We start from the raw sequence: 20,995 nt of genomic DNA, 5'->3' as shown, positions 1-20,995 counted from the left end.
ATTGATCGTTTCGACTGCGAAAGCCCAACGCCGGGCGCTGTTCGTTCTTGTGCTGACTCTGCTGGTCGGTGCGTCGCGCCTGGTGACGGAGAGTTGGGCGGCGGGCGCGTTTGCGGTCGGCAAATGCGGCGCCTATGGCCAGGCCTTTGACTATCCCGCCGAAGCGGCGGCGCGCGCCGCGGCGCTGAAGCAATGCAAGGGCGCGTGCACTGCCGTCACCATGAAGCGCGCCTGCGCGGCATTTGCAGTCGACATGGCCAATCCCTGCGGCGCCCACGGCTATGCGGTCAAGCCGCGGATTTCGAGCTCGCTGAACGCGGCGACCAAAAAGTGCTACGAATTCGGCGGCAAGGAATGCGTGATCCGCGCCTGGGCCTGCGACGCCAAGGGGTAGCTATCTGTCATTCCGGGGCGCGCGGTAGCGCGAACCCGGAATCCCGGTGTTATTTGATCTTGAGATTCCCCGATGCGCAATTGCGCATCTGAGGTTCGCGTCTTCGACGCGCCCCGGAATGACGCTGTCTCACCGGAGCCATTCAAGCAATTCGACTCCAGGATCGCGGTCGTGAGCGCAAGGTGATCGGCAAGACCGTCGACGGGCTGACGTTTCACAGCTGATCTAGATCAAGCCGACGCCCCGGGGCTGTGTCGTACTTATTCAATGAACCGAACAGCCCGGCGAAGCGGTGGGCAGGGCAGGGAACATGACGGCGGTCACCAAAATCGTCTTTATCGGCGCAAGCAGTGCCTCGTTCGGCATCAGCATGTTCCGGGACCTGTTCTCCACGCATGATCTGGCCGGCAGCACGGTGGTTTTGGTCGGCAGGAATGCTGAGCGGCTGGCGCGGGCCGGGCGCGTCGCGAAGCTGCTCAACGAGAAAACCGGCGCGGGATTGAAGATCGAGTGCACCACCGATTGGCGGGCCGCGCTGGACGGTGCGGAGTTCGTCGTCCATTCCACCGCGATCGAGCGCAACCGGCTGTGGAAGCTCGATTGGGAGGTGCCGCGCAAATACGGCATCCGTCACACCCTCGGCGAGAACGGCGGCCCGGGCGGGTTGTTCTTCACCCTGCGCACCCTGCCGGTGGTGTTCGATTTCGTGCGCGAGATGGAGCGGCGTTGCCCGAACGCGCTGTTCCTCAATTTTTCCAATCCGGAAAGCCGCATCGTTCTGGCGCTCGGACAATACAGCAAAATCCGCACCGTCGGTCTCTGTCACGGCATTTTTCTGGCGCGCGATGCGGTCGCCTCGATCATGGGCTTGTCTTCCGAACGGGTCGACGTGTGGGGCGCGGGGCTCAATCATTTCCAGTGCCTGACGCAGATCCGCGATCGGGCGACCGGCGCCGACCTCTATCCGCTGCTGCGCGAAAAGGAGAGGGATTTCGACCCGAAGTTTTCGCCGCTGACGCGCAATCTGTTTCGGGCCTTCGGCTATTGGCTCGGCTGCGGCGACGGCCATGTCGGAGAATACATGGCGTATGGCTGGGAGGCCGGCGAGGGCGGCTTCAATTTCGATTGGGACGAAGGCGAGCGGGCCAAAACCGAAAAGACGATCGACGACGTGCTGGCGGGAAGGGCGGAGATTCCCTGGTGGTGGCTGACCGAATCGGGCGAGCGCGCCGTCACCGTCATCGCCGCGGTGCTGCACAACCGCAAGCAACTGATCGAATCCGGCGTGGTCTATAATCAGCAGGTCATTCCGAACCTCCCGGCCAATGCGGCGGTGGAAGTGCCCGTGATGGCTGACACGGCCGGCATTCATCCGGTTTCGCTCGGCCCGCTGCCCGATCCAGTCGCCAAGCTCATGGCCGTCCAGGTCAATGTGCAGCAACTCGCCGTCGAGGCGGCGGTGCATGCCTCGAAGGAGCTGGCATTGCAGGCGCTGCTGATCGATCCCGTGGTCAATTCCGTCGCCGCCGCGCGCAGCCTGCTCGACGAACTCTGGGAGATCAACCGGCCCCATATCCGCAAGTGCATCTAGCGCGTTTTCCAGCTCGCCCGAACCAGCACGCTTCTAGCGGGGCCTCATGGTTCGAGACGCGCGAAGACGCGCTCCTCACCATGAGGGACTGAGACATCCTGAGGAGCATCGCCAACGGGTCGCGCGAATGCGCGCCCGATGACAGGCTCCGCGATGCGTCTCGAAGGATGGAGCATCTGAGGTGGAAATGCTTTAGCAAAATCGTGCCGCGAGAAGGCGGACGCTGTTAGACCGTGCCCCGATCAGCCGGCGTGCCTTTGCCGGTCACGCGCATGTGAAATTCGAACGTTCCAATCGAAATTGACAATGACTGACCGGTCAGTCATAATTGTCCTATGTCGAACCCAAAGACCAGACCCGGGAAAGCAGCCCCATCGAAGCCGGCCGGCCGCGGGCGCGCGGCAAGGGCCGTCACAGCCGAGGCGCCGGAACCCGCTGTGTCAAAGACCGCGCCGCCCAAGGCTCCAGCCAACCGGGCCGAGCGCGCGGCGGAACGGCGCGCGGCCATCGTCGAGGCGGCGCTGGACGAGTTCATCGCGCGCGGATTTACCGCGACGCGCCTCGACGACGTCGCGAGAAGGGCCGGGGTCGCCAAGGGCACGATCTACCTGCACTTCAAGGACAAGGAATCGATGTTCGAGGAACTGATCCGGACCGCGCTGGTGCCGATGATCAACCGGCTGCATGGGCCGCCGCCGATCGGCGGCTCGGTGCGCGACGTGATCGAGGGCTTTGCCCAGAATTTCATCCGCGAAGTCGCGACCACGCGCCGCGGCGATATCGTCCGCCTGATTGTCGCAGAAGGTCCGCGCTTTCCGGCGGTGGCCGACTTCTACTACCGCGAGGTGGTTTCGCGCGGCCTTGCCGGCATGCGCGCGCTGATCGAACTCGGCATTGCGCGCGGCGAAATCCGGCAGAAGGGCCTGGCGCGCTTTCCGCAGATCATGGTGGCGCCCGCATTGATCGCGGTGATCTGGCAGAGCCTGTTCGCCAGGCATGCGCCGCTGGATGCGACCGAGATGTTTCGCGTCCATCTCGACCTGATTTTTGGCGAACGGAGGACGGCATGACCCCGTCGCGAACGAGACTGTCCATTCTGGCGGCGCTGGCCCTGGCCGCGGTGCTGGCCGGCTGCAACGAGCGCCGCGATCCCGGCTACCAGGGCTGGGTCGAAGCCGACATGATCTTCGTCAGCCCCGATGAATCCGGCCGCGTGACCAAACTGAACGTGCGCGAGGGCGACGAGGTCAAGGCTGGCGCGCCGCTCTATTCCGTGGATGACGATCTGCAAAGGGCCGATCTCAACCAGACCAACGCCACGCTCGCCAACGCGCAGCAGACCTACGACCGCGCCGCCTCCCTGAGCAAGACCGGCTCGGGGACGCAGGCCAATCTCGACGCCGCGGTCTCCGCGCTGCGGGTGGCGGAAGCCCGGGTCAACACCTCGCAGACACGGCTGGCGCGGCGCCGCGGCTTTGCGCCGGTCGGCGGCACCATCCAGCAGATCTACTTCCGCGAGGGCGAGATGGTGCCGGCGCAGCGCCCGGTGCTTTCGATCATGCCGCCCGGCAACATGAAGCTGCGGTTCTTCGTGCCGGAGACCGATCTGCCGAAGCTTGCGGTTGGCGACGAGGTCCGCGTGACCTGCGACAACTGCGCCGCCGATCTCACCGCAAAGATCTATTTCATCGCGACCCAGGCCGAATACACCCCGCCGGTGATCTATTCGCTCGAGGAGCGCAACAAGCTCGTCTACCTGATTCAGGCGCGGCCGAACCGGCCCGACAGCTTGCGCGTCGGCCAGCCGATCAGCGTCTATCTCGGCGCCAGGACGCCGGTGGCGGACAAACGATGACCGCGGCGCCCGTCCACGCAGCCGACGTCGCGATCGACGTCCACGGCCTGTCGAAATCCTTCGGCGGCCGCGAGGTGGTGCATGACCTCTCGATGCAGGTCAGGCGCGGCACCATCTACGGCTTTCTCGGTCCCAACGGATCCGGCAAGACCACCACCATCCGCATGCTCTGCGGCCTGCTGACGCCCGACAGCGGCGAGGGGACTTGCCTCGGCTACGACATTCGCCGCGACGCCGACAAGATCAAGCGCCAGGTCGGCTACATGACGCAGCGTTTCTCGCTGTACCAGGACCTGTCGGTGCGCGAGAATCTGGAATTCGTCGCGCGGCTCTATGGCATGGCCGATGCACGCGGCTCTGCGGCCGACATGATCAAGCGGCTCGGCCTCAACGGCCGCGAGGAGCAGCTCGCCGGCAACCTCTCCGGCGGCTGGAAGCAGCGGCTGGCGCTCGGCGCCTGCACGCTGCCCAATCCGCAACTGCTGCTGCTGGACGAGCCGACCGCCGGGGTCGACCCCAAGGCGCGGCGCGATTTCTGGAACGAGATCCACGCGCTGGCGGCCGACGGTCTGACGGTGCTGGTCTCCACCCACTACATGGACGAGGCCGAGCGCTGCCACGAGATCGCCTATATCGCCTATGGCTATCTGCTGGCGCACGGCACCGTCGATGAGGTGATCGCCAAGTCGGCGCTGTCGACCTGGACGGTGTCGGGCGACGACCTCAATGGGCTTTCGTCGGAACTCGCCGGCAAGCCCGGCGTCGACATGGTGGCGCCGTTCGGCACCTCCTTGCATGTCTCCGGCCGCGACAAAGCGGCGCTCGAGGCCACCATCGCGCCGTACCGCGACAACAAGGCATTGAACTGGCAGCACAGCGAGCCGTCGCTGGAGGATGTGTTCATCGAACTGATGACCCGCTCGAAGGACAATTTCCAATGAGCGTCGCCGAGGCCCCCGACCACAGCCGCGACAGCAAGGAGCCAAGGTTCGGCTTCTGGCGGCGCAGCTTTGCGATGGTGGTCAAGGAATTCATCCAGCTCAGGCGCGACCGTGTCTCGTTCGCGATGATCGTGATGATCCCGGTGATGCAGCTGTTGCTGTTCGGCTTTGCCATCAACACCACGCCGCGCAACCTGCCGACCGCGGTGCTGTTGCAGGAGGACAGCGACCTCGCGCGCTCGATCCTGAAGGCGCTTGAGAACACCGCCTATTTCCGCTTCACCCGGGAAGTGCACGATGTCGCCGAGTTCGACAACCTCTTGCTGTCGGGCAAGGTGCTGTTCGGCGTGGAAATTCCGCGTGGTTTCGAGCGCGCGGTGCGGCGCGGCGACCATCCGGCGCTGTTGGTTGCCGCCGACGCCACTGACCCGGTGGCGGCGGGCTCGGCGATGTCGGCGCTCGGCATCGTGGTGCAGACGGCGCTGCAGCACGACCTGCACATCGGCGATCCGGCATCGCCGCCGTTCGAGATCCGCACCCATGCCCGTTACAACCCGGCGGCGTCGTCGCGGCTGAATATCGTGCCCGGGCTGGTCGGCACCATCCTGACCATGACCATGCTGATCTTCACGGCGCTGTCGGTGACGCGCGAGACCGAGCGCGGCACCATGGAAAGCCTGCTGTCGATGCCGATCACCCCGGTCGAGGTGATGCTCGGCAAGATCCTGCCCTATGTGCTGGTGGGCTTCATCCAGGCCATCCTGATCATCGGCATCGGCGTGCTGCTGTTCGGCGTGCCCGTCAACGGCAGTCTGACGCTGCTGGCGCTGCTCTCGACCCTGTTCATCACCACCAATCTGGCGATCGGCTACACCTTTTCGACCATCGCGCAGAATCAGCTGCAGGCGATGCAGATGTCGATCATGTTCTTTCTCCCCAGCATTCTTTTGTCGGGCTTCATGTTTCCCTTCGCCGGCATGCCGGTATGGGCGCAATATATCGGCGAAGGCCTGCCGCTGACGCATTACTTGCGGATCGTGCGGGCCATCATGCTGAAGGGCGCGACCCTGCCGAATCTGCAATACGATGCCATCGCGCTGCTGGCGCTGATGCTGCTGGCGATGACGATCGCCGTGTTGCGCTTCCGCCGCACGCTCGATTGATGCAGAATGCTGATTGTCATTCCGGGGCGACGCGAAAGCGTCGAACTACGATGTGCAATTGCACATCGGGAGAATCTCGAGATTCCGGGTCCGGTCCTTCGAACCATCCCGGAATGACAACGGAAAATGGGCGCGATGTCATTGTGGGCAAGATGGACAAGCAACAACCGGCGGTGTCGGCCGACTTCGAACAGGCGCTGACCCGCGAAATCCTGCTGACCGAGCGGCTCCGGGTCAAGGCGATCCTCGTCACCATTTCGCTGCTGCTGGTAATGCTGACCGCGGCCTATCTCATCGCGCCCGACGCCATCGGGCGGATCTGGCATGGCCATGTCCCGATCCTGCCATTGTATGCCGTCTTTCTTGCGTTCGCGCTGTTCGAACTGTCGGTGCTGCGCGTACTCGGCCAGCGGCTGGCGCAGGGCCGCGACGTGCCCCATGCGCGGCGCTATCTCGGGGCCCTGATCGAAACCAGCCTGGTCACCGTTGCGCTGTACCTGCAGATGAAGGCGATGGGGCCGGCGCAGGCATTGGCCTTCGTGATACCGCTGGTCTATTTCATCTTCATCATCCTTTCGACCCTGCGGCTCGATTTCTGGCTCTCGACCTTCACCGGCTTCGTCGCGGCGGCGGAACTGTTCGCGATGGCGATGTTCTATCGCCCGGAGCAATTCGCCACCGAGCCGGCGCCCGATCTCGCATTTCATCTCGTCCGCGGCCTCGTCATTCTGGTCTGCGGCATGCTGGCGGGCGCGGTGGGGATGCAGCTGCGCCGGCAGTTCGAGGCCAGCATCGTCGCTGCGACCGCGCGCGACCGCATCACCAACCTGTTCGGCCAGCATGTCTCGCCGCAGGTGGTCGAGCGCCTGCTGACGGAGGGCGCCAGGACCGACAGCGAAATCCGCCAGGTCGCCGTGATGTTCGTCGATTTCCGCAGCTTTACCGCCGGCGCACGGTCGCGCTCGCCGCGCGAGGTGGTTGAGCGTCTCGACGGCGCGTTCGGGGTGCTGGTCGATATCCTCGATCGCCATGGCGGCATCCTGAACAAGTTTCTCGGCGACGGCTTTCTGGCGCTGTTCGGCGCGCCGCTGGAGGCGCCCGACGCCGCGCACCGCGCGGTCGCCGCCGCCCGCGAAATGCTGGCTGCGAACGAGCACATCAACCGGGAAACCAGCTGGCCGCTGCGGATCGGCATCGGCATTCACTTCGGCGAGGTCGTCGCCGGCAATATCGGCTCGCCCCGGCGCAAGGAATACACCGTGATCGGCGATACCGTGAACTTCGCGGCGCGGCTGGAAGCGCTCAACAAGGACTTCAATTCGCAGTTCCTGATTTCGGCCGACGTTCGCGACGCGCTCGGCGATGACGGCAGCGATGCGGTGCCGCTCGGCGAAGTCGCAATCAGGGGCTACGAGCGGCCGATGGCGGTGTGGCAGTTGGGATAGCGTCTGATCTGGTAGATTCTAGACCTGCCTCGCCGTCAGGTTCTCCACCTTCACCCCGTCACGCTCCTCGATGATCTCGGCGATCCACTGCCGGTGGCATTCGCGGTGATCGCGCTCGTAGCAGAGGATGCAGACCGGCCCGGATTTTTTCACCAGCGCCGACAGCTCGTCGAGCTCCTCGCGCGCCTGCGGCGTCTTCAGGTGCCTGGCATAGATCTTGTGCAGCGCATCAAACTGGCCGCTGCGGGCTGCCTCGCGGCCGTCCTTGGGCGTGCCGAGCCCGCGCAGATGCAGGTAGGAAATGCCGCGCTCGTCGAGCCCAGCGGCGAGCTGGTTCTTGGAAAAGCCGGGGCGGCGGGAGGCCGCGACCGCGCGCACGTCCACCAGCAGCTTCACGCCGGCCTGCTCGAGTTCGTCGAGCACCGCCTTGGCCGGCGTCTGTTCATAGCCGATGGTGAAGAGGCGGTTGGTCTTGCGTGCCAAAGCTTTGCGTACCATGTCGGCGTCCCGGCGTTTGCTGTGATCGGCGGAAGGCTATGCCACCGCCCGCCGGATTTCCATAACCGCCGAGGTTATGCATCCATTGTCGCCGGCCGCGGCATGTCGCATAGTCCGCTCCGAAATAAGAGCCTGTCGAAGGCCGGTTTCTATCGGGGGGAATACGATGATCCGATTTCGCCGATCGCTGGCATGGATCGCCGCCATGCTTGCGCCGCTCGCGCTCGGTGCAGCGGCGGCGCAGGCGCAAGGCAGCTATCCCGACCGTCCCGTCAAGATCATCGTGCCCATCGGCCCGGGCGGCAGTTACGACCTGGTCGGCCGCTATCTCGCCGACGTGCTGTCGAAACGCATGGGTCAGACCTTCGTGGTCGAGAACAAGCCCGGCGCCGGCACCGTGGTCGGGACACAGGCCGCGGCCCAGAGCGAGCCGGACGGCTACACGCTCTTGGTCGGCGGGCTCTCCAACATGGCCTTCAACTCGGCGCTTTATTCCAAGCTCGGCTACCAGCCGCTGAAGGATTTCGTGCCGGTCGCGCTGGTCTACAAGTTCGGTTATGTGATGGTCGGCCGCAAGGACCTGCCGCAGGCGAGCCTCAAGGACATCATTGCGGCGGCGAAGGCCAAGCCGGGCTCGATCACGGTGGCGACCGCGGGCGTCGGCACCGGCCAGCATCTGGTGGCGGCCGCCTTCATGAAGGCTGCCGGCGTGAAGTTCCTGGAAGTGCCTTACAAGGGCTCGCCGCCGGCCTTCACCGACCTGCTCGCCGGCCGCATCGATCTGTTCTTCGATTCGATCGCGGCAGGCCTGCCCTACGTGCGGTCGGGGCAAGCGAGGGGCATCGCCGTGCTGTCGTCGAAGCGCAGCCCGCTCGCGCCCGACGTGCCGACGATGTCGGAGGCCGGCGTGCCCGGGCTCGATGTCGATTCCTGGCTCGGCATTTTTGTTCCCGCCAAGACCCCGCCGGAAGCGATCGCCAGATTGCGCAAGGAAATTCGCGCCTCGTTGCCGGATCTCAAGGAGCGTTTCGAAAAGAGCGGCGGCGAGGTGTGGGACCTGCCGGACGACAAGCTCAACGCCTTCGTCGCCTCCGAATACGAGACCTGGACCAGGCTGATCCGCGAGGCCGGCATCAAGCTGGATTGAAGCGGACCTGCACGGCCACATGGTTCGAGACGCGCGGCGTAGCCGCGCTCCTCACCATGAGGGTCTAACAACCTCGTCCTGAGGAGCCGCGCAAGCGCGGCGTCTCGAAGGATGAGGCCACGGTGCTGGAAGTGCTCCAACGCAGCGATCACTTCAACCGCGCGATCAGTTCCATCGCGCCGGCCGGTGCGCGCACCTTGCCCTCGTGGATGACATAGGCGAACACGTCGCGCGGCGTTTTCTTCGCAGGCTTGGGATCGACCCGCGGCAGGTCGTCCGGCTCGCCGCCGCCGGCCCAAATCTGGAAGCGCTTGGCCCAGGCGTCGAGTTGTTTCGGCGGGTAGCAGGTCTTCAGCTCGTCATTGCCCTTCTGCAGCCGGGCATAGACGAAATCGCCGGTGATATCAGCGATCGCCGGATACTTGCCGTGCTCGGCGAACACCACGGGCGTTTCGAACCGGCGCAACAGCGCGATGAAGTCCGGCACGCAAAAACTGTCGTGCCGCACCTCGACCACATGGCGCAGCGCGCGGCCTTCGAGGCTGCGCGGCAGCAGCTCGAGGAATTTGCCGAAATCGGCCTCGTCGAATTTCTTGGTCGGCGCGAATTGCCAGAGCACCGGACCGAGCCGGTCGCCGAGCTCCAGCACGCCGGAATCGTAGAACCGTTTGACCGAATCGCCGGCTTCCGCCAGCACCCGCCGGTTGGTGGCGAAGCGCGGCCCCTTCAGCGAGAACACGAACCCGTCAGGCACCTCGCGCGCCCATTTGCGGAAGCTTTCCGGCTTCTGCGAGCCGTAATAGGTGCCGTTGATCTCGATCGAGGTCAGTTTCGATGCGGCATATTCCAGCTCCTTCGCCTGCGTCAGCTTCTCCGGATAAAACACCCCGCGCCACGGCGCAAAGGTCCAGCCGCCGACGCCGATGTAGATATGGCCGGAGGATTTTGAGGCGGACTTCGGGGATTTGGTCACGGGGAGTCTCGTCGGGAAAGAGGGAAGAAACCTGCCGCATCGACTCTAATTAAGTGAGCCCTGATTGGCCAGTTCACCGTGAGTGGGCCGCGCCGCCGGCGCAGGCTCCCGTCTTGTAAGCCCGCTCCGTCCGGCTAGGATGGGCGATGGCTGGCGACGATCGAACGGCTGCGGGCGAGGCGGCCGAAGTCAATGAACGGCTGAGACGCTTTCTGGAACGTAAGAAACAGGCTTAAGATACCGGCGGCGATGGACGGGCAGGACCGGCGCGTTGCCGATCGACCGGCCTCGGTGAGGCGACCAGGGAAGTAGCAGGATGGACTCGGAATCGATCGCAAAACTGTTGGGCGGAATCATCGCAGCGGTGGTGCTGGTGATCGCGTTCGTCTTTGGACCGGTCGGGCAGATGGGCAAGCCGGCCAAGGAGGCGCAGAAGATCGAGGCGCCGAAGGCCGCGGTTCCGGCCGCACCCGCCGTCCGCGGGCCGGTTGTGCGGGAAGTGCCGCAGTAGCCAGCCCACAGGGGGCCGCGGAGCAGCGGGATTTAGCGCGCCGCCGGCGGCGGCTTCGAAGGCGTGAACGCCTTCATGACAAGGTCGCTGTAGAGTTCGCGAATCTTCCGCGAATCCGCAGTGTAGGTCTCGTAAGCCTGCCTGGCGAATTCGCTCTGGATCTCGAGCGCCTTGTCGAGCGAGCGCACGCCGGAGAGCTTCTCGACAAAGCACCGGGCCTCTTCGAGGGACTTCATGGTGTAGTCGCTGTAGGCCGTCGCGATCGTCTGCAAGCCGATCGGGGGAGTGTTCGCCGGCGCGACCGTACCGGTCGGCGAGGTGTCGGTTGGCGCGGCTGCTGCTTCGACCGGCTCCTTGGCGGCCTGCTGCGGCTCCAGGTTCTGGCTCCGCTGCTGTTGCGCCTTCCGGTTCCGCCGGCCGGACTTTCCCCCTGACTTGTTCTGGTCTGCACCCGACATTTCCTGGATCCCCCGTTTTCCAAATCAAACCAAAGTCGCAAAGTTCGTCATGTTTGCGCTGGAATCGCGGTTCCGGATTGTCCCTTGCGGGGCGCTGGCGTGGTGACATTTGGAAATTCGCATGACCCGGCGCGCGCCTCTGCCCCCTTGCAGAACGGCCCGACCGTTCCTATCTAGTTTCTAACGGCGACGTCGATGCTTCATAGCTCCGGCGCTGGGACGACCACGGAATAGTAAGGCAGCGCCGGATGTACGCGCGCCCTCTGTTCGTGGTCGTTGGCATTTTTGGGCCTGTTTTGGCCCGTTTTGAGCCCCCGGACCGCGCTTTTTCGGCCCGTCGCCCTGGGGCCTCCCTTGGCCTCCCTTGGCTTCCCCCGACGCTATCGGATATACGCTGGCGGCATGAATGAAGCCATCAGACCGGGCCCCGAAACCCAGCCGCAATCAGCTGTTGCGCCCCGGATTTCGGTCATCGTCCCCACCTTCAACGAACGCGACAACGTCACCACGCTGTACCGACGGCTGGAGGCGACGTTCGCCGGCATTCCCTTCGAAGTCATCTTCGTGGACGACAATTCCCCCGATGGAACCTGGGAGGTGGTGCGCGGCCTGGCGCGGGCCGATACCCGCGTCCGCTGCATCCGGCGGATCGGCCGGCGCGGCCTGTCCGGCGCCTGCATCGAGGGCATCCTGGCTTCCAGCGCGCCGTGCGCCGCCGTGATCGACGCCGACCTGCAGCATGACGAGACGCAATTGCCGAAGATGCTGGCGCTGCTGCAAAGCGGTGAATTCGATCTCGTGGTCGGCAGCCGCTACATCGAAGGCGGCAGCGCCGACAGTTTCAACCGGCAGCGGGCCGGGGCCAGTCAGCTTGCCACCGAAGTCGCCAAACGGGTGCTGCGGGTGAAGATCGCCGATCCCATGAGCGGCTTCTTCATGATTCGTCGCGACCGCTTCGAGCAACTGGCGCCGCAGCTCTCGACCCAGGGCTTCAAGATACTGCTCGACATCGTCGCCACCGCGCGCGGCGAACTGCGGGTCAAGGAAATTCCCTTCACCTTCGGCACCCGGCTGCACGGCGAGAGCAAGCTCGATTCCATGGTGGCGCTGGATTTTCTCGGCCTCGTGCTGGCGAAGCTGACCAACGACGTGGTGTCGCTGCGCTTCCTGCTGTTCGCGATGGTCGGCTCGATCGGCCTCGTCGTGCACCTGGCAACGCTGAAGATCGCGCTCGACGTTTTCAACGTGCCGTTTCCGCACGCGCAGGCGGCCGGTGCGGTCGTCGCCATGACCAGCAATTTCATCCTCAACAATTTTCTCACCTATCGCGACCAGCGGCTGAAGGGTTTTGCGATCCTGCGCGGCTTGTTGCTGTTTTATCTGGTCTGCAGCGTCGGCCTCGTCGCCAATGTCGGCGTCGCGTTCTCGGTCTACGATCAGGAGCCGATCTGGTGGCTCGCGGGTGCCGCGGGCGCGCTGATGGGTGTGGTATGGAATTACGCGATGTCCGGGTTGTTCGTCTGGCGCAAGCGATGATCGGAAAATGAGTTCGAACGAGGCGCGACTCGCCCGCAACACGGCGCTTACGGTGCTGGCGCTGGTGGTGTTGCGGCTGGTCGCCGCCGCCTGGACGCCGCTGACCTTCGACGAGGCCTATTACTGGATGTGGTCGAAGCATCTGGCCTTCGGCTATTACGATCATCCGCCCGCGGTGGCGTTCGTGATCCGCGCGGGCACCATGATCGCGGGCGACACCGAACTCGGCGTGCGGCTGGTTTCGATCCTGCTGGCGCTGCCGATGAGTTTTGCGGTGTACCGCACCGCCGCGATCCTGTTCGGCGGCCAGCGGGTGGCGGCGACCGCCACCGTCCTGCTCAACCTCACTTTGATGGCCGCGGTCGGCACCCTGATCGTCACGCCGGATGCGCCGCTGCTGGTGGCCTCGAGCTTCGTGCTGTTCTTTCTGGCCAAGGTGCTGGAGACCGGGCGCGGCGCCTGGTGGCTCGCCGTCGGTGCTGCGGTCGGCACCGCGCTGCTCTCAAAATACACCGCGATGTTTTTCGGCGCGGCGATCTTGATCTGGCTCGCGGCGGTTCCGAAATTGCGGCGCTGGCTGGTCTCGCCCTGGCCCTATCTCGGCGGGCTCGTGGCACTGGCGGTCTTTTCCCCCGTGATCCTCTGGAACGCCGATCACCACTGGGTCTCCTTCATCAAGCAGATCGGCCGCGCCAGGATCGAGGATTTCCGGCCGGCCTTCATCGGCGAATTGGTTCCGACCCAGGTCGCGTTCGCGACGCCGCTGGTATTCATCCTCGGCGCGATGGGGCTTCACGCCCTGGTCTGGCGCGATGCCGGAGCGTTCGCGGCGCGGATGCTGGTCAACACCATGTTCTGGACCATCGTGGTGTATTTCATCTGGCATTCGCTGCATGCCCGGGTCGAGGCCAACTGGTTCGCGCCGGTCTATCCGGCATTTGCGATCGCCGCCGCAGTCGCCGCGCATCTGACGCGATGGGACCCGCGCCGCCAGCGCCTCGCCGATTTCTGCCTGCGCTGGGCGGCGCCGTCGGCGATCCCCATGTTCGTGCTGCTGATCGTGCAGGCCGATACCGGCGTGCTCACGGGCTATCGCCGCGACGCTACCGTGCGCAGCGTCGGCGTCGGCTGGCGCGAACTGGCCGGCGAGATCGAGGCGGTGCGCGTCCGCACTGGCGCGACCTGCGTGCTGGCGCCGGACTATGGCACCACCGGATGGCTCGCCTTCTATCTGCCCAAGGGAAGTTGCGTGGTGCAGCCGACCCAGCGCATCCGCTGGGTCAACATGCCCGAACCGTCCGAGGCGCAGTTGTCCGGCAAGCTGCTGTTCATCGACGAGGCGCGGCCCGCCGGCCGGCGCTATTTGCAGCAAAATTACGCGAGGGCCGAGAAGGTCGCCGAACTCACGCGCAAGCGCGGCCCGCTCACCATCGAAACCTATTCGCTCGAGTTGCTGGAATCCCCGAAGGGCAGCGTGCTCGACCGCTCGCCGCCGCCGGAACTGCAGTAGGGGCGGGGGCCTTTTGCGGCTCGTCATTGCCGGGCTTGACCCGGCAATCCATCTTCTTCGCAAGAGTCTCTTGAAGTCGGATGGATACGCGGGTCAAGCCCGCGTATGACGACCGGAAAATATTTCTTCCATCCCGTCGGTTCGATGCCTCCCCGAACGTCTTATAGCAAACCCCACTCGAACGGAGGTCATGCCATGAGCAGTTCCACTCTGAAGGTCGCCGGCCATTCCAGCCTGAAACCCGCCGCTGAACTCGCGCGCGCCAGCGGCATGCGTTTTCCCAACGAGAGCGCCGAATATCGCCGCGCCCGCGAGGCGCTGTTGGCCGAGGAGATCGAGCTCCGCCGCCACATCGAGCGCGTGGCCGCGCAGCGCCGCGCACTGCCGCCGGGCGGCGAGGTCAAAAAGAACTACGCCTTCGAGGGCGAGAGCGGCAAGACGTCGTTCGCCGGCCTGTTCGGGGACAAGGATACGCTGGTCGTCTACAGCTACATGTACGGCCCGCAGCGCGAGCGGCCGTGCCCGATGTGCACGTCGCTGTTGTCGGCGTGGGACGGCGAGGTGCCGGATATTGCGCAGCGCGTCGCACTTGCCATCGTCGCGCGCTCGCCGATCGCGCGGCTGGTCGCATTCAAGCGCGAGCGCGGCTGGCATCATCTGCCGCTCTATTCCGATATCTCAGGCGAATTCAGTCGCGACTATCATGCGCTGACAACGGACGGCGGCGACGATGCGGCGTTCAACGTGTTCACGCGGCGCCAGGAAGGGAACGGTGTCACAATCAGGCATTTCTGGGGCGGCGAGATGAACGGCGCATCCGCCGATCCCGGCCAGGATCCGCGCGGCGCGCCCGATCTGATGCCGCTGTGGACCATCCTCGACGTCACGCCCGAAGGCCGCGGCGCCGACTGGTATCCGAAGCTGAATTATTGAATTCGGAACGTCGTAAAACCGCATGAATATGCGGCCGATTCACTGAATCGGCCGCGCCGTTAACCATGCCCAATAACCGCCCACACTTAATCCGCATTTAACTAAAAGTCGCCTTAATGACGCTCCGCGCCTCTGCGAAACGCTCTGCCGGAACTTTCGATCCGGTGCTGCGAAGAGGAAAAAAGTGGAACTTGTCTGGGTACGAGGCGAATGAGTTATAGTACGAGTGCGTCCAGCCAGTTCGCGGCCTCGAAGCGAAAAAAATCCCGTAAAGCTATTCCTAACCATGTTTTCGGAAGCGCCGCGGTCGCGTGCCTGGTGGTCGGCTGCGCCTGGAATCTCTATACGCATGTTTTCGGCGCCAACATCTATCCGACCATGGCCGGCGGAAATTTCGATGCGCCGGTGATCCGGCGTCCGCAGGCCGTCGCGGCCCCGACCCCGCAAGCGATCGTCAACACCGTGTTCGCCGCCTTGCCCGAACCGACGCCGGTCGTCTCCGCACCTGCTGCGATCGCATCCGCCACATCGCTGATGTTCCGCGATCGTTTCGCAGCCGCTGCGCCGCAGTCGGTCGAGCCGCAGCCGCAGCCGCAAGCCGAGACGATGAAGCTCGCTTCAGCGTCACAACAGGTCGAAGCGGCGAAGCCGAAACCAAGCGCGCCGGCGCCTGCCAAGGTTGCCGCACTGGCGCCGGCGACGGATCCCATCGAAGCCAAGCCGGCGAAGGGCGCGGCGGCCTCCGTCAAGGACATGACGCAGCGTGCCAAGGCGGCTGTGATGTCGATTGCTTCCGGCGGCAAGCCCAGCATGGTCGAGAAATTGTGGGGCAAGGAACCGTCGCGCGGATCGCTGCTGTCCTACGCTTCCGCCGATGTCAGCGCGACCGGCAGCCTGCCCAGGGAACAGAACCCGATGCTCGGGGGATCGGCGCCCTACGATCGCTCGACCGCAGTCTACGACATTGCGGCGCGCAAGGTCTATCTGCCCGACGGCACCGTGCTGGAAGCGCATTCCGGGCTCGGCGCCAAGATGGACGACGTGCGTTACGCACATGTGCGGATGCAGGGCGTGACGCCGCCGCATATCTATGAACTGACCCCGCGCGAGGCACTGTTCCACGGCGTGCCGGCGCTTCGGCTCAATCCGATCGGCGGCGAGGACAAGATCTTCGGCCGCACCGGGCTGCTCGCGCATACCTACATGCTCGGCCCCAACGGCGACTCCAACGGCTGCGTGTCGTTCAAGGACTACTACGCATTCCTCGACGCCTACCGCAACCGCGGCATCAAGCGGCTGGCGGTGGTGGCACGGGTGGAGTGAGGGGGCGCGGCTACGGCAGCTTCTTCATCCCGGCTACGCCAGCGCGTCGCCCTCGCGGGCGATGATCGCGAAGCGGTCGGATAGCTCGACCAGCGCCACGTCGTGAACCGTTGCGGCGGCAATTGTACCGCCGCGGCCGTCGGGAAGGTCGCGCGTGGCGCAGCTGTTGGCGTCGATGGTGACGCGAAAGCCGAGATCGAGCGCCGCTCGCGCCGTGGAGCTGACGCACATATGCGTCATCAAGCCCACGAGGATGATGTTCTTGCGCCCGGTCGCGGCTAGGCGCGGCTGCAGATCGGTTCCCGCGAACGCATTGGGCAATTCCTTCTCGACCACCGGCTCGCCATCCAGCGGAGCCAGCGCGGATACGATCGCGCCACGCTCGGCGGCGCGGTCGAACAGGCTGCCGGGCCGTCCCTTGTGCGCGACGTGAAAGATCGCGGCCCCGCTGTTCCGCGCCCGCGCCAGCAGTTTTGCGGCGTTTGCGATCGCCGCATGGGCATCGGGCAGAGCGAGCGGGCCTGCGAGATATTCGTTCTGCAGGTCGATCAGAACGAGGGAGGCGTCGCTCAGCTTGGGAAGGCTGAGGTCGGCGCCGGCGAGCTGAAGCAGGGTCTTGGCGACGGTCATGGTTGCAGGATTCCCGATTGCGGGTTGCCGATGGCCGAACATAGCGTAATGGAGCCTGCTTTCACGCAGGAAATGCGCGACCCATGGCTGCAATATTGCAGGAAGGGGCGGCGTCGTGATAACGCAGAGCATGAACTGGGATGATCTCCGCATCGTTGCCGCGGTCAGGGACGAAGGCACCTATGCCGGCGCCAGCGCGCGGCTGCGGATCGACGAGACGACGGTAGGCCGGCGTCTGGCGCGCATCGAGCGCGCGCTGGGCCTGAGATTGTTCGAGGCCGTCGACGGGGTGCGCAGGCCGACGCGGCAATGCGAGGCGGTTCTCGCGCATATCGAGGCGATGGCGGCGCACGTTGCCGACATCGGCAAGGTCGGCGAGAGCTTGGCCGGTCTGACCGGGCGCTTCCGGATTGCGTCCACCAGCGCCATTGCGGAGGAACTGCTGGCTCCGCGCGCCTGCCGTTTGCTGGTGGCGAACCCGGGCCTGACCCTGCATTTCCTTACCTCCAGCGAGAACGTGAAATTCTCGCGCTGGGGCGCCGATCTTGCCATTCGCCTGCGAAAACCCGACAAGGGCGATTTCACGATTTCGAAGCTTGCTGAAGTCAGGCTGTATTTTTTCGAGCCGGCCGCCGCGCCCGATTTCGAGCCGGCGATCTGCAGCTATCCTGATGACCTCGACCTCACTCCGGAATCCCAGTTCCTGAAGGCGAGGGGACTGCAACAACGCGCGCGCTGCATCACGGACAATGTCCGCATCATCAAAACGCTGATCCAGAGCCATCAGGCCATCGGCATCCTGCCCGAACATTCCTGCGAGGATTTGCTGTCGGACCGCGGCCTGCGCGCCACGCTGCTGCCGCGGCGCCGCGACGTTTGGCTCCTGGTGCAGAACCACCTCAAGCGCGATCCCGCGGCGCGCGCCGCGATCGATTGGGTTCGCGGCTGCTTTGAGGAATTTTCGAAGGCGTAGGCGGGAACGCGCGGGCCGTCATTCGCGATTCCGGGGCGGCGCCAAACAACGCATTTCATGCACATGTACGGATGCAGGGCGTGACGCGGCGGCATATCTATGAACTGACCCCGCGCGAAGCTGGAATGTCTTGAACGGCTGGTGAAGAAGGTTAGCCGCATCGACCTTCGCGCGAGCGACGAGCAGAGTTTTGATGCCATGCTCACCAGGCGGGTCTGCCTGAAGCCCGCGGAGACGGGGCGGACATTCTGCAGTCCGAAAATCGAATTCATCAAGGATTCATGCGCGCGAACCACAGCGATCGGCCGGTCACCGCCAGTGTTACCCAAATCACATTTCCCGACCTCTGTTCATGATCGTCTGCACTCACCCGCGATGCGGGCGAACATGAAAGGAAGTCAACATGCGACACTCGATCGTTAAATTTGTGATCGCGGCTTTGATTGCGGTTACCGCGACCTATGCCGGTATGTCGGCCGGCTCGGCCCGGGGCAACATGGACGGCACCGGTGGCATGACCGGAATGGGAGACGGTAGCGGCGGCGGCATGGGCGGCGTCAGGAAGTAGCCCAGCTGCTGATCCCAGCCGAAGAGTGACGTCGCATAAAGCAATCGAACGCGGCGTCATCTGAGGTGACACCGGAAAGCCCCGGTGCTCAAGCACCGGGGCTTTCTTGGAAGCACGCTGAAACGATCCCCATCGCGCGACCTTTGGACGAGTGGTTGCGCTCCGCCCGTGTCGAACGGGCATTTTACCGATACCTGAAAGGGATGAACATGACCGTATTTGATCGCACGATAGGCCAGGCGCCGAAAGCAATTGCCTCCGACAGTTTGAGGCTGGCGACCTTCATCGCTGCGATTTTCGCCAGCGCGGCGCTGCTGTTCTCGGTGGAGCCGATGTTTACGAAGATGGTACTTCCGCGATTGGGGGGCTCCGCTGCGGTCTGGACGACGGCGACCGTGTTCTTTCAGGCGATGTTGCTGGCCGGCTACGTCTACGCGCACCTGCTGATGCGATTTGTGCCGCTGCGGCTGGCGCTCGTCATTCATGTGATCGTCACGGCAGCGGCCTGCGCGGCGCTGCCGCTTCACATTGCCGCCGATTGGGGCCGTCCGCCCGCGGAGGGCGAAACATTCTGGCTGATTGGGCTCTTCACCGCGTCGATCGGATTGCCGTTCTTTGCGCTCAGCGCCAACGGACCGCTGCTTCAGGCGTGGTTTGCCCGCACCGATCATCCTTCTGCGCAGGATCCCTATTTCCTTTATGTCGCGAGCAACATCGGCAGCTTCCTGGCGTTGGTTTCGTATCCGTTCGTGGTCGAGCCGTTTGTCGGGCTTGGCGCCCAGACCTGGTTCTGGACCGTCGGCTTTTATGGCCTGATCGCGCTGATTGGCGGCTGCGCAACGCTATCGCTACGATCGCGGGTTTTGCCGAGCCACACAGTTACGGTCGAGGCGCTCGCCGCGCCGCCGAGCTGGCGCAATGTGGCATCCTGCATCGGGCTGTCGGCGGTGCCCTCGGGTCTCTTGCTGGCTGTAACCGCGTATATGTCGACCGACGTGGCCGCCGTACCGCTGTTCTGGGTGCTGCCGCTCGCGCTTTATCTGTTGAGCCTGGTCATCGCCTTCCAAACCCGCCCCCTCATACCGCATTGGCTGGTGGTCAGGGCATTCCCGGCCTTCATCCTGTTGCTGGTCGTCTTCGTCAGCATCAATCCGGTCGAATGGCTGATCAGCTCGCTGAGCGTCCATATCGCTGCGTTCTTCGTGACGGCGCTGATGTGCCACGGCGAATTGGCCCGCCGGCGGCCGGCGGCGCGCTATCTGACCAATTTCTACATCTGGCTTTCGAGCGGCGGACTGATCGGCGGTATCACGACAGGACTGGTGGCGCCGCATCTGTTCACTTGGGTCGCGGAGTATCCGATCCTGATCGTGCTGGCAATCCTGTGCGTCCCGCCGGCCACCGCCTCGATAGGCAGGGCCTTGACCGACAGCGCTATGCGGAAATTGCTGCTCGTCGCGCTCACGGCGGCGGCGCTCGCTGTGTTCGTCCTGAAGTGGGTTGACATCCAGTTCGACACCGCGTCGATCATCGTCATGAACGGGTTATTGCTCGGCGCGACGGTCTACTACTGGCGTGCGCCAGTTTCTTTTGCGGCGATCATCGCCTTCATCTTCTTCACCAACGCGTATGGTTTCCACTACGGCCGGGAAGGTTACGTCGTCCGCAATTTCTTCGGCGTCCTCAATGCCGCTGAAACCAGCGATGGCCGGTTTCGTGTGCTCTGGCACGGCACCATCGGCCAAGGTTCGCAACGAATCCGTGACGACCTCGGCGTTCGCGTGACGGGTCGCCCCGAGATGGTGGCGGAGTTCTTTGACGGCGCTGGCATTGCGCAAACCGTCGATGCGGTTCGCGCCCGGGTCGGAGGTCCCATCAAGATGGCCGTGATCGGACTTGGCACGGGAGCGCTGACCTGCCGCACCAAGCCCGGCGATAGCGTGACATTCTATGAGATCGATCCGGACGTCATCCGCGTCGCTCGCGATCCAAAACTGTTCAACTACATTTCGGAGTGCGGGCCGGGGACGGAGATCGTGCAGGGTGATGCGCGGCTGACGCTGTCGGATGCTTCCGCCGAGCCCTACGACCTGATCTTCATCGACGCATTCCTCGGTGCAGCAATCCCGATCCATCTGCTGACCCGTGAGGCCATGGCGATGTACTTTGGCAAGCTCGCTCCGAACGGCATCGTGGCCGTGCACGTCTCGAACCGCAACATGGAACTCGCCTCCGTTGTGGCCGGCGTCGCCGAAGCCAATGGTGCTATCGCGCGCTACTATCGCGGCGGCGACGTGCAAGAGAGCGTTCATGAAAACAAATGGGTGCCGAAGGTAGTGGCGGTGGCACGCGGCGAACAGGATTTTGGTGGGCTGGCGAAGTCGCGATACTGGCCGGTCCTGCATCGTGACCCGGCGCAGGATGTCTGGTCGGACGACTATTCCAACGTGCTGGGTGCCCTGATGCGCAAATGGAATGAACGAGCAGGATTGGCGGCGATATCGCTCAATAAATAGCGGCCCGAAAGAAAAACCCCGGCATCGCTG

Annotated in this window: 20 protein-coding genes; 16 read left to right on the top strand and 4 right to left on the bottom strand. The window is 64.4% G+C overall.

What is annotated here, in order from left to right:
- Positions 1-4: 4 nt before the first annotated feature.
- The 7 genes from KMZ68_RS17535 (at position 5) to KMZ68_RS17505 (ending at position 7,389) form a co-directional block, all read left to right on the top strand.
- Positions 5-394: a DUF4189 domain-containing protein gene (locus tag KMZ68_RS17535; protein WP_371741478.1), complete on the top strand. Its 390-nt coding sequence runs from the start codon at positions 5-7 to the stop codon at positions 392-394.
- Positions 395-704: 310 nt separating this feature from the next.
- Positions 705-1,985 carry a family 4 glycosyl hydrolase gene (locus KMZ68_RS17530; RefSeq protein WP_215612457.1) on the top strand — a complete coding sequence of 427 codons (1,281 nt, stop codon included), beginning with the start codon at positions 705-707 and terminating at the stop codon, positions 1,983-1,985.
- 335 nt (positions 1,986-2,320) lie between these two features.
- A complete protein-coding gene (locus tag KMZ68_RS17525; RefSeq protein WP_215612456.1) occupies positions 2,321-3,055 on the top strand; it encodes a TetR/AcrR family transcriptional regulator in 735 nt (244 codons plus the stop codon).
- A complete protein-coding gene (locus tag KMZ68_RS17520; protein ID WP_215612455.1) occupies positions 3,052-3,840 on the top strand; it encodes an HlyD family secretion protein in 789 nt (262 codons plus the stop codon). The genes KMZ68_RS17525 and KMZ68_RS17520 overlap by 4 nt, the downstream gene beginning before the upstream one ends.
- Entirely contained in the window at positions 3,837-4,781 is a 945-nt protein-coding gene (locus tag KMZ68_RS17515; protein WP_215612454.1) for an ABC transporter ATP-binding protein, read from the top strand. Before KMZ68_RS17520 ends, KMZ68_RS17515 begins: the two co-directional genes overlap by 4 nt.
- Complete coding sequence (locus KMZ68_RS17510; protein ID WP_215612453.1) at positions 4,778-5,944, top strand: ABC transporter permease; 1,167 nt, start codon at positions 4,778-4,780, stop codon at positions 5,942-5,944. Before KMZ68_RS17515 ends, KMZ68_RS17510 begins: the two co-directional genes overlap by 4 nt.
- Positions 5,945-6,057: 113 nt before the next feature.
- Positions 6,058-7,389 carry an adenylate/guanylate cyclase domain-containing protein gene (locus KMZ68_RS17505; protein WP_249779388.1) on the top strand — a complete coding sequence of 444 codons (1,332 nt, stop codon included), beginning with the start codon at positions 6,058-6,060 and terminating at the stop codon, positions 7,387-7,389.
- A gap of 18 nt (positions 7,390-7,407) precedes the next feature.
- On the opposite strand, the gene KMZ68_RS17500 is transcribed toward KMZ68_RS17505, so the two are convergent.
- The gene (locus tag KMZ68_RS17500; RefSeq protein ID WP_215612452.1) at positions 7,408-7,887 is read right to left on the bottom strand and encodes a DUF488 domain-containing protein; all 480 of its coding nucleotides are present in this window, start codon (positions 7,885-7,887) and stop codon (positions 7,408-7,410) included.
- Positions 7,888-8,053: 166 nt separating this feature from the next.
- On the opposite strand from KMZ68_RS17500, the gene KMZ68_RS17495 reads away from it, so the two are divergent.
- Positions 8,054-9,034, top strand: coding sequence for a Bug family tripartite tricarboxylate transporter substrate binding protein (locus KMZ68_RS17495; RefSeq protein ID WP_215612451.1), 981 nt, complete (start codon positions 8,054-8,056; stop codon positions 9,032-9,034).
- 148 nt (positions 9,035-9,182) lie between these two features.
- Here the strand turns inward: KMZ68_RS17495 and KMZ68_RS17490 are convergent, their stop codons facing one another.
- Positions 9,183-10,007 carry a DUF72 domain-containing protein gene (locus tag KMZ68_RS17490; RefSeq protein ID WP_215612450.1) on the bottom strand — a complete coding sequence of 275 codons (825 nt, stop codon included), beginning with the start codon at positions 10,005-10,007 and terminating at the stop codon, positions 9,183-9,185.
- A 316-nt stretch (positions 10,008-10,323) separates the two neighbouring features.
- Between KMZ68_RS17490 and KMZ68_RS17485 the strand changes: the two genes are divergently transcribed.
- A complete protein-coding gene (locus KMZ68_RS17485; RefSeq protein WP_215612449.1) occupies positions 10,324-10,518 on the top strand; it encodes a hypothetical protein in 195 nt (64 codons plus the stop codon).
- A 32-nt stretch (positions 10,519-10,550) separates the two neighbouring features.
- Here KMZ68_RS17485 and KMZ68_RS17480 read toward each other — a convergent pair whose 3' ends face one another.
- The gene (locus KMZ68_RS17480; RefSeq protein ID WP_249779647.1) at positions 10,551-10,895 is read right to left on the bottom strand and encodes a phasin family protein; all 345 of its coding nucleotides are present in this window, start codon (positions 10,893-10,895) and stop codon (positions 10,551-10,553) included.
- Between the two features lie 483 nt (positions 10,896-11,378).
- Between KMZ68_RS17480 and KMZ68_RS17475 the strand changes: the two genes are divergently transcribed.
- The 4 genes from KMZ68_RS17475 (at position 11,379) to KMZ68_RS17460 (ending at position 16,278) form a co-directional block, all read left to right on the top strand.
- Positions 11,379-12,512, top strand: a complete 1,134-nt coding sequence (locus KMZ68_RS17475) for a glycosyltransferase family 2 protein (RefSeq protein ID WP_215612447.1) — start codon at positions 11,379-11,381, stop codon at positions 12,510-12,512.
- Positions 12,513-12,519: 7 nt separating this feature from the next.
- Positions 12,520-14,022: a glycosyltransferase family 39 protein gene (locus tag KMZ68_RS17470; RefSeq protein WP_215612446.1), complete on the top strand. Its 1,503-nt coding sequence runs from the start codon at positions 12,520-12,522 to the stop codon at positions 14,020-14,022.
- Between the two features lie 195 nt (positions 14,023-14,217).
- Complete coding sequence (locus KMZ68_RS17465; RefSeq protein WP_215612445.1) at positions 14,218-14,955, top strand: DUF899 family protein; 738 nt, start codon at positions 14,218-14,220, stop codon at positions 14,953-14,955.
- 210 nt (positions 14,956-15,165) lie between these two features.
- Positions 15,166-16,278 (top strand): DUF2778 domain-containing protein, encoded by a 1,113-nt coding sequence (locus KMZ68_RS17460; protein WP_215612444.1) that lies wholly within the window; start codon positions 15,166-15,168, stop codon positions 16,276-16,278.
- 33 nt (positions 16,279-16,311) lie between these two features.
- Here the strand turns inward: KMZ68_RS17460 and KMZ68_RS17455 are convergent, their stop codons facing one another.
- Positions 16,312-16,908, bottom strand: a complete 597-nt coding sequence (locus KMZ68_RS17455) for a cysteine hydrolase family protein (protein WP_215612443.1) — start codon at positions 16,906-16,908, stop codon at positions 16,312-16,314.
- Between the two features lie 130 nt (positions 16,909-17,038).
- Between KMZ68_RS17455 and KMZ68_RS17450 the strand changes: the two genes are divergently transcribed.
- From KMZ68_RS17450 to KMZ68_RS17440, 3 genes are all read left to right on the top strand, one after another.
- Entirely contained in the window at positions 17,039-17,881 is an 843-nt protein-coding gene (locus KMZ68_RS17450; RefSeq protein WP_215612442.1) for a LysR family transcriptional regulator, read from the top strand.
- Between the two features lie 403 nt (positions 17,882-18,284).
- Positions 18,285-18,449: a hypothetical protein gene (locus KMZ68_RS17445; RefSeq protein ID WP_215612441.1), complete on the top strand. Its 165-nt coding sequence runs from the start codon at positions 18,285-18,287 to the stop codon at positions 18,447-18,449.
- A 65-nt stretch (positions 18,450-18,514) separates the two neighbouring features.
- A complete protein-coding gene (locus KMZ68_RS17440) occupies positions 18,515-20,965 on the top strand; it encodes a fused MFS/spermidine synthase (protein ID WP_249779387.1) in 2,451 nt (816 codons plus the stop codon).
- Positions 20,966-20,995: the final 30 nt, after the last annotated feature.

This window comes from Bradyrhizobium sediminis, assembly GCF_018736105.1.
In the GTDB taxonomy this organism is placed as follows: domain Bacteria; phylum Pseudomonadota; class Alphaproteobacteria; order Rhizobiales; family Xanthobacteraceae; genus Bradyrhizobium.
This window is presented reverse-complemented; position numbering and strand designations above follow the sequence as displayed.

Bases quoted from the DNA above. Each gene is read 5' to 3' on its own strand.
- KMZ68_RS17445 (WP_215612441.1), top strand. From the start codon at position 18,285: ATGCGACACTCGATCGTTAAATTTGTGATCGCGGCTTTGATTGCGGTT.
- KMZ68_RS17505 (WP_249779388.1), top strand. From the start codon at position 6,058: ATGACAACGGAAAATGGGCGCGATGTCATTGTGGGCAAGATGGACAAG.
- KMZ68_RS17460 (WP_215612444.1), top strand. From the start codon at position 15,166: ATGAGTTATAGTACGAGTGCGTCCAGCCAGTTCGCGGCCTCGAAGCGA.
- KMZ68_RS17515 (WP_215612454.1), top strand. From the start codon at position 3,837: ATGACCGCGGCGCCCGTCCACGCAGCCGACGTCGCGATCGACGTCCAC.
- KMZ68_RS17485 (WP_215612449.1), top strand. From the start codon at position 10,324: ATGGACTCGGAATCGATCGCAAAACTGTTGGGCGGAATCATCGCAGCG.
- KMZ68_RS17520 (WP_215612455.1), top strand. From the start codon at position 3,052: ATGACCCCGTCGCGAACGAGACTGTCCATTCTGGCGGCGCTGGCCCTG.
- KMZ68_RS17475 (WP_215612447.1), top strand. From the start codon at position 11,379: ATGAATGAAGCCATCAGACCGGGCCCCGAAACCCAGCCGCAATCAGCT.
- KMZ68_RS17465 (WP_215612445.1), top strand. From the start codon at position 14,218: ATGAGCAGTTCCACTCTGAAGGTCGCCGGCCATTCCAGCCTGAAACCC.
- KMZ68_RS17500 (WP_215612452.1), bottom strand. From the start codon at position 7,887: ATGGTACGCAAAGCTTTGGCACGCAAGACCAACCGCCTCTTCACCATC.
- KMZ68_RS17510 (WP_215612453.1), top strand. From the start codon at position 4,778: ATGAGCGTCGCCGAGGCCCCCGACCACAGCCGCGACAGCAAGGAGCCA.
- KMZ68_RS17455 (WP_215612443.1), bottom strand. From the start codon at position 16,908: ATGACCGTCGCCAAGACCCTGCTTCAGCTCGCCGGCGCCGACCTCAGC.
- KMZ68_RS17470 (WP_215612446.1), top strand. From the start codon at position 12,520: ATGAGTTCGAACGAGGCGCGACTCGCCCGCAACACGGCGCTTACGGTG.
- KMZ68_RS17525 (WP_215612456.1), top strand. From the start codon at position 2,321: ATGTCGAACCCAAAGACCAGACCCGGGAAAGCAGCCCCATCGAAGCCG.
- KMZ68_RS17530 (WP_215612457.1), top strand. From the start codon at position 705: ATGACGGCGGTCACCAAAATCGTCTTTATCGGCGCAAGCAGTGCCTCG.
- KMZ68_RS17495 (WP_215612451.1), top strand. From the start codon at position 8,054: ATGATCCGATTTCGCCGATCGCTGGCATGGATCGCCGCCATGCTTGCG.
- KMZ68_RS17450 (WP_215612442.1), top strand. From the start codon at position 17,039: ATGAACTGGGATGATCTCCGCATCGTTGCCGCGGTCAGGGACGAAGGC.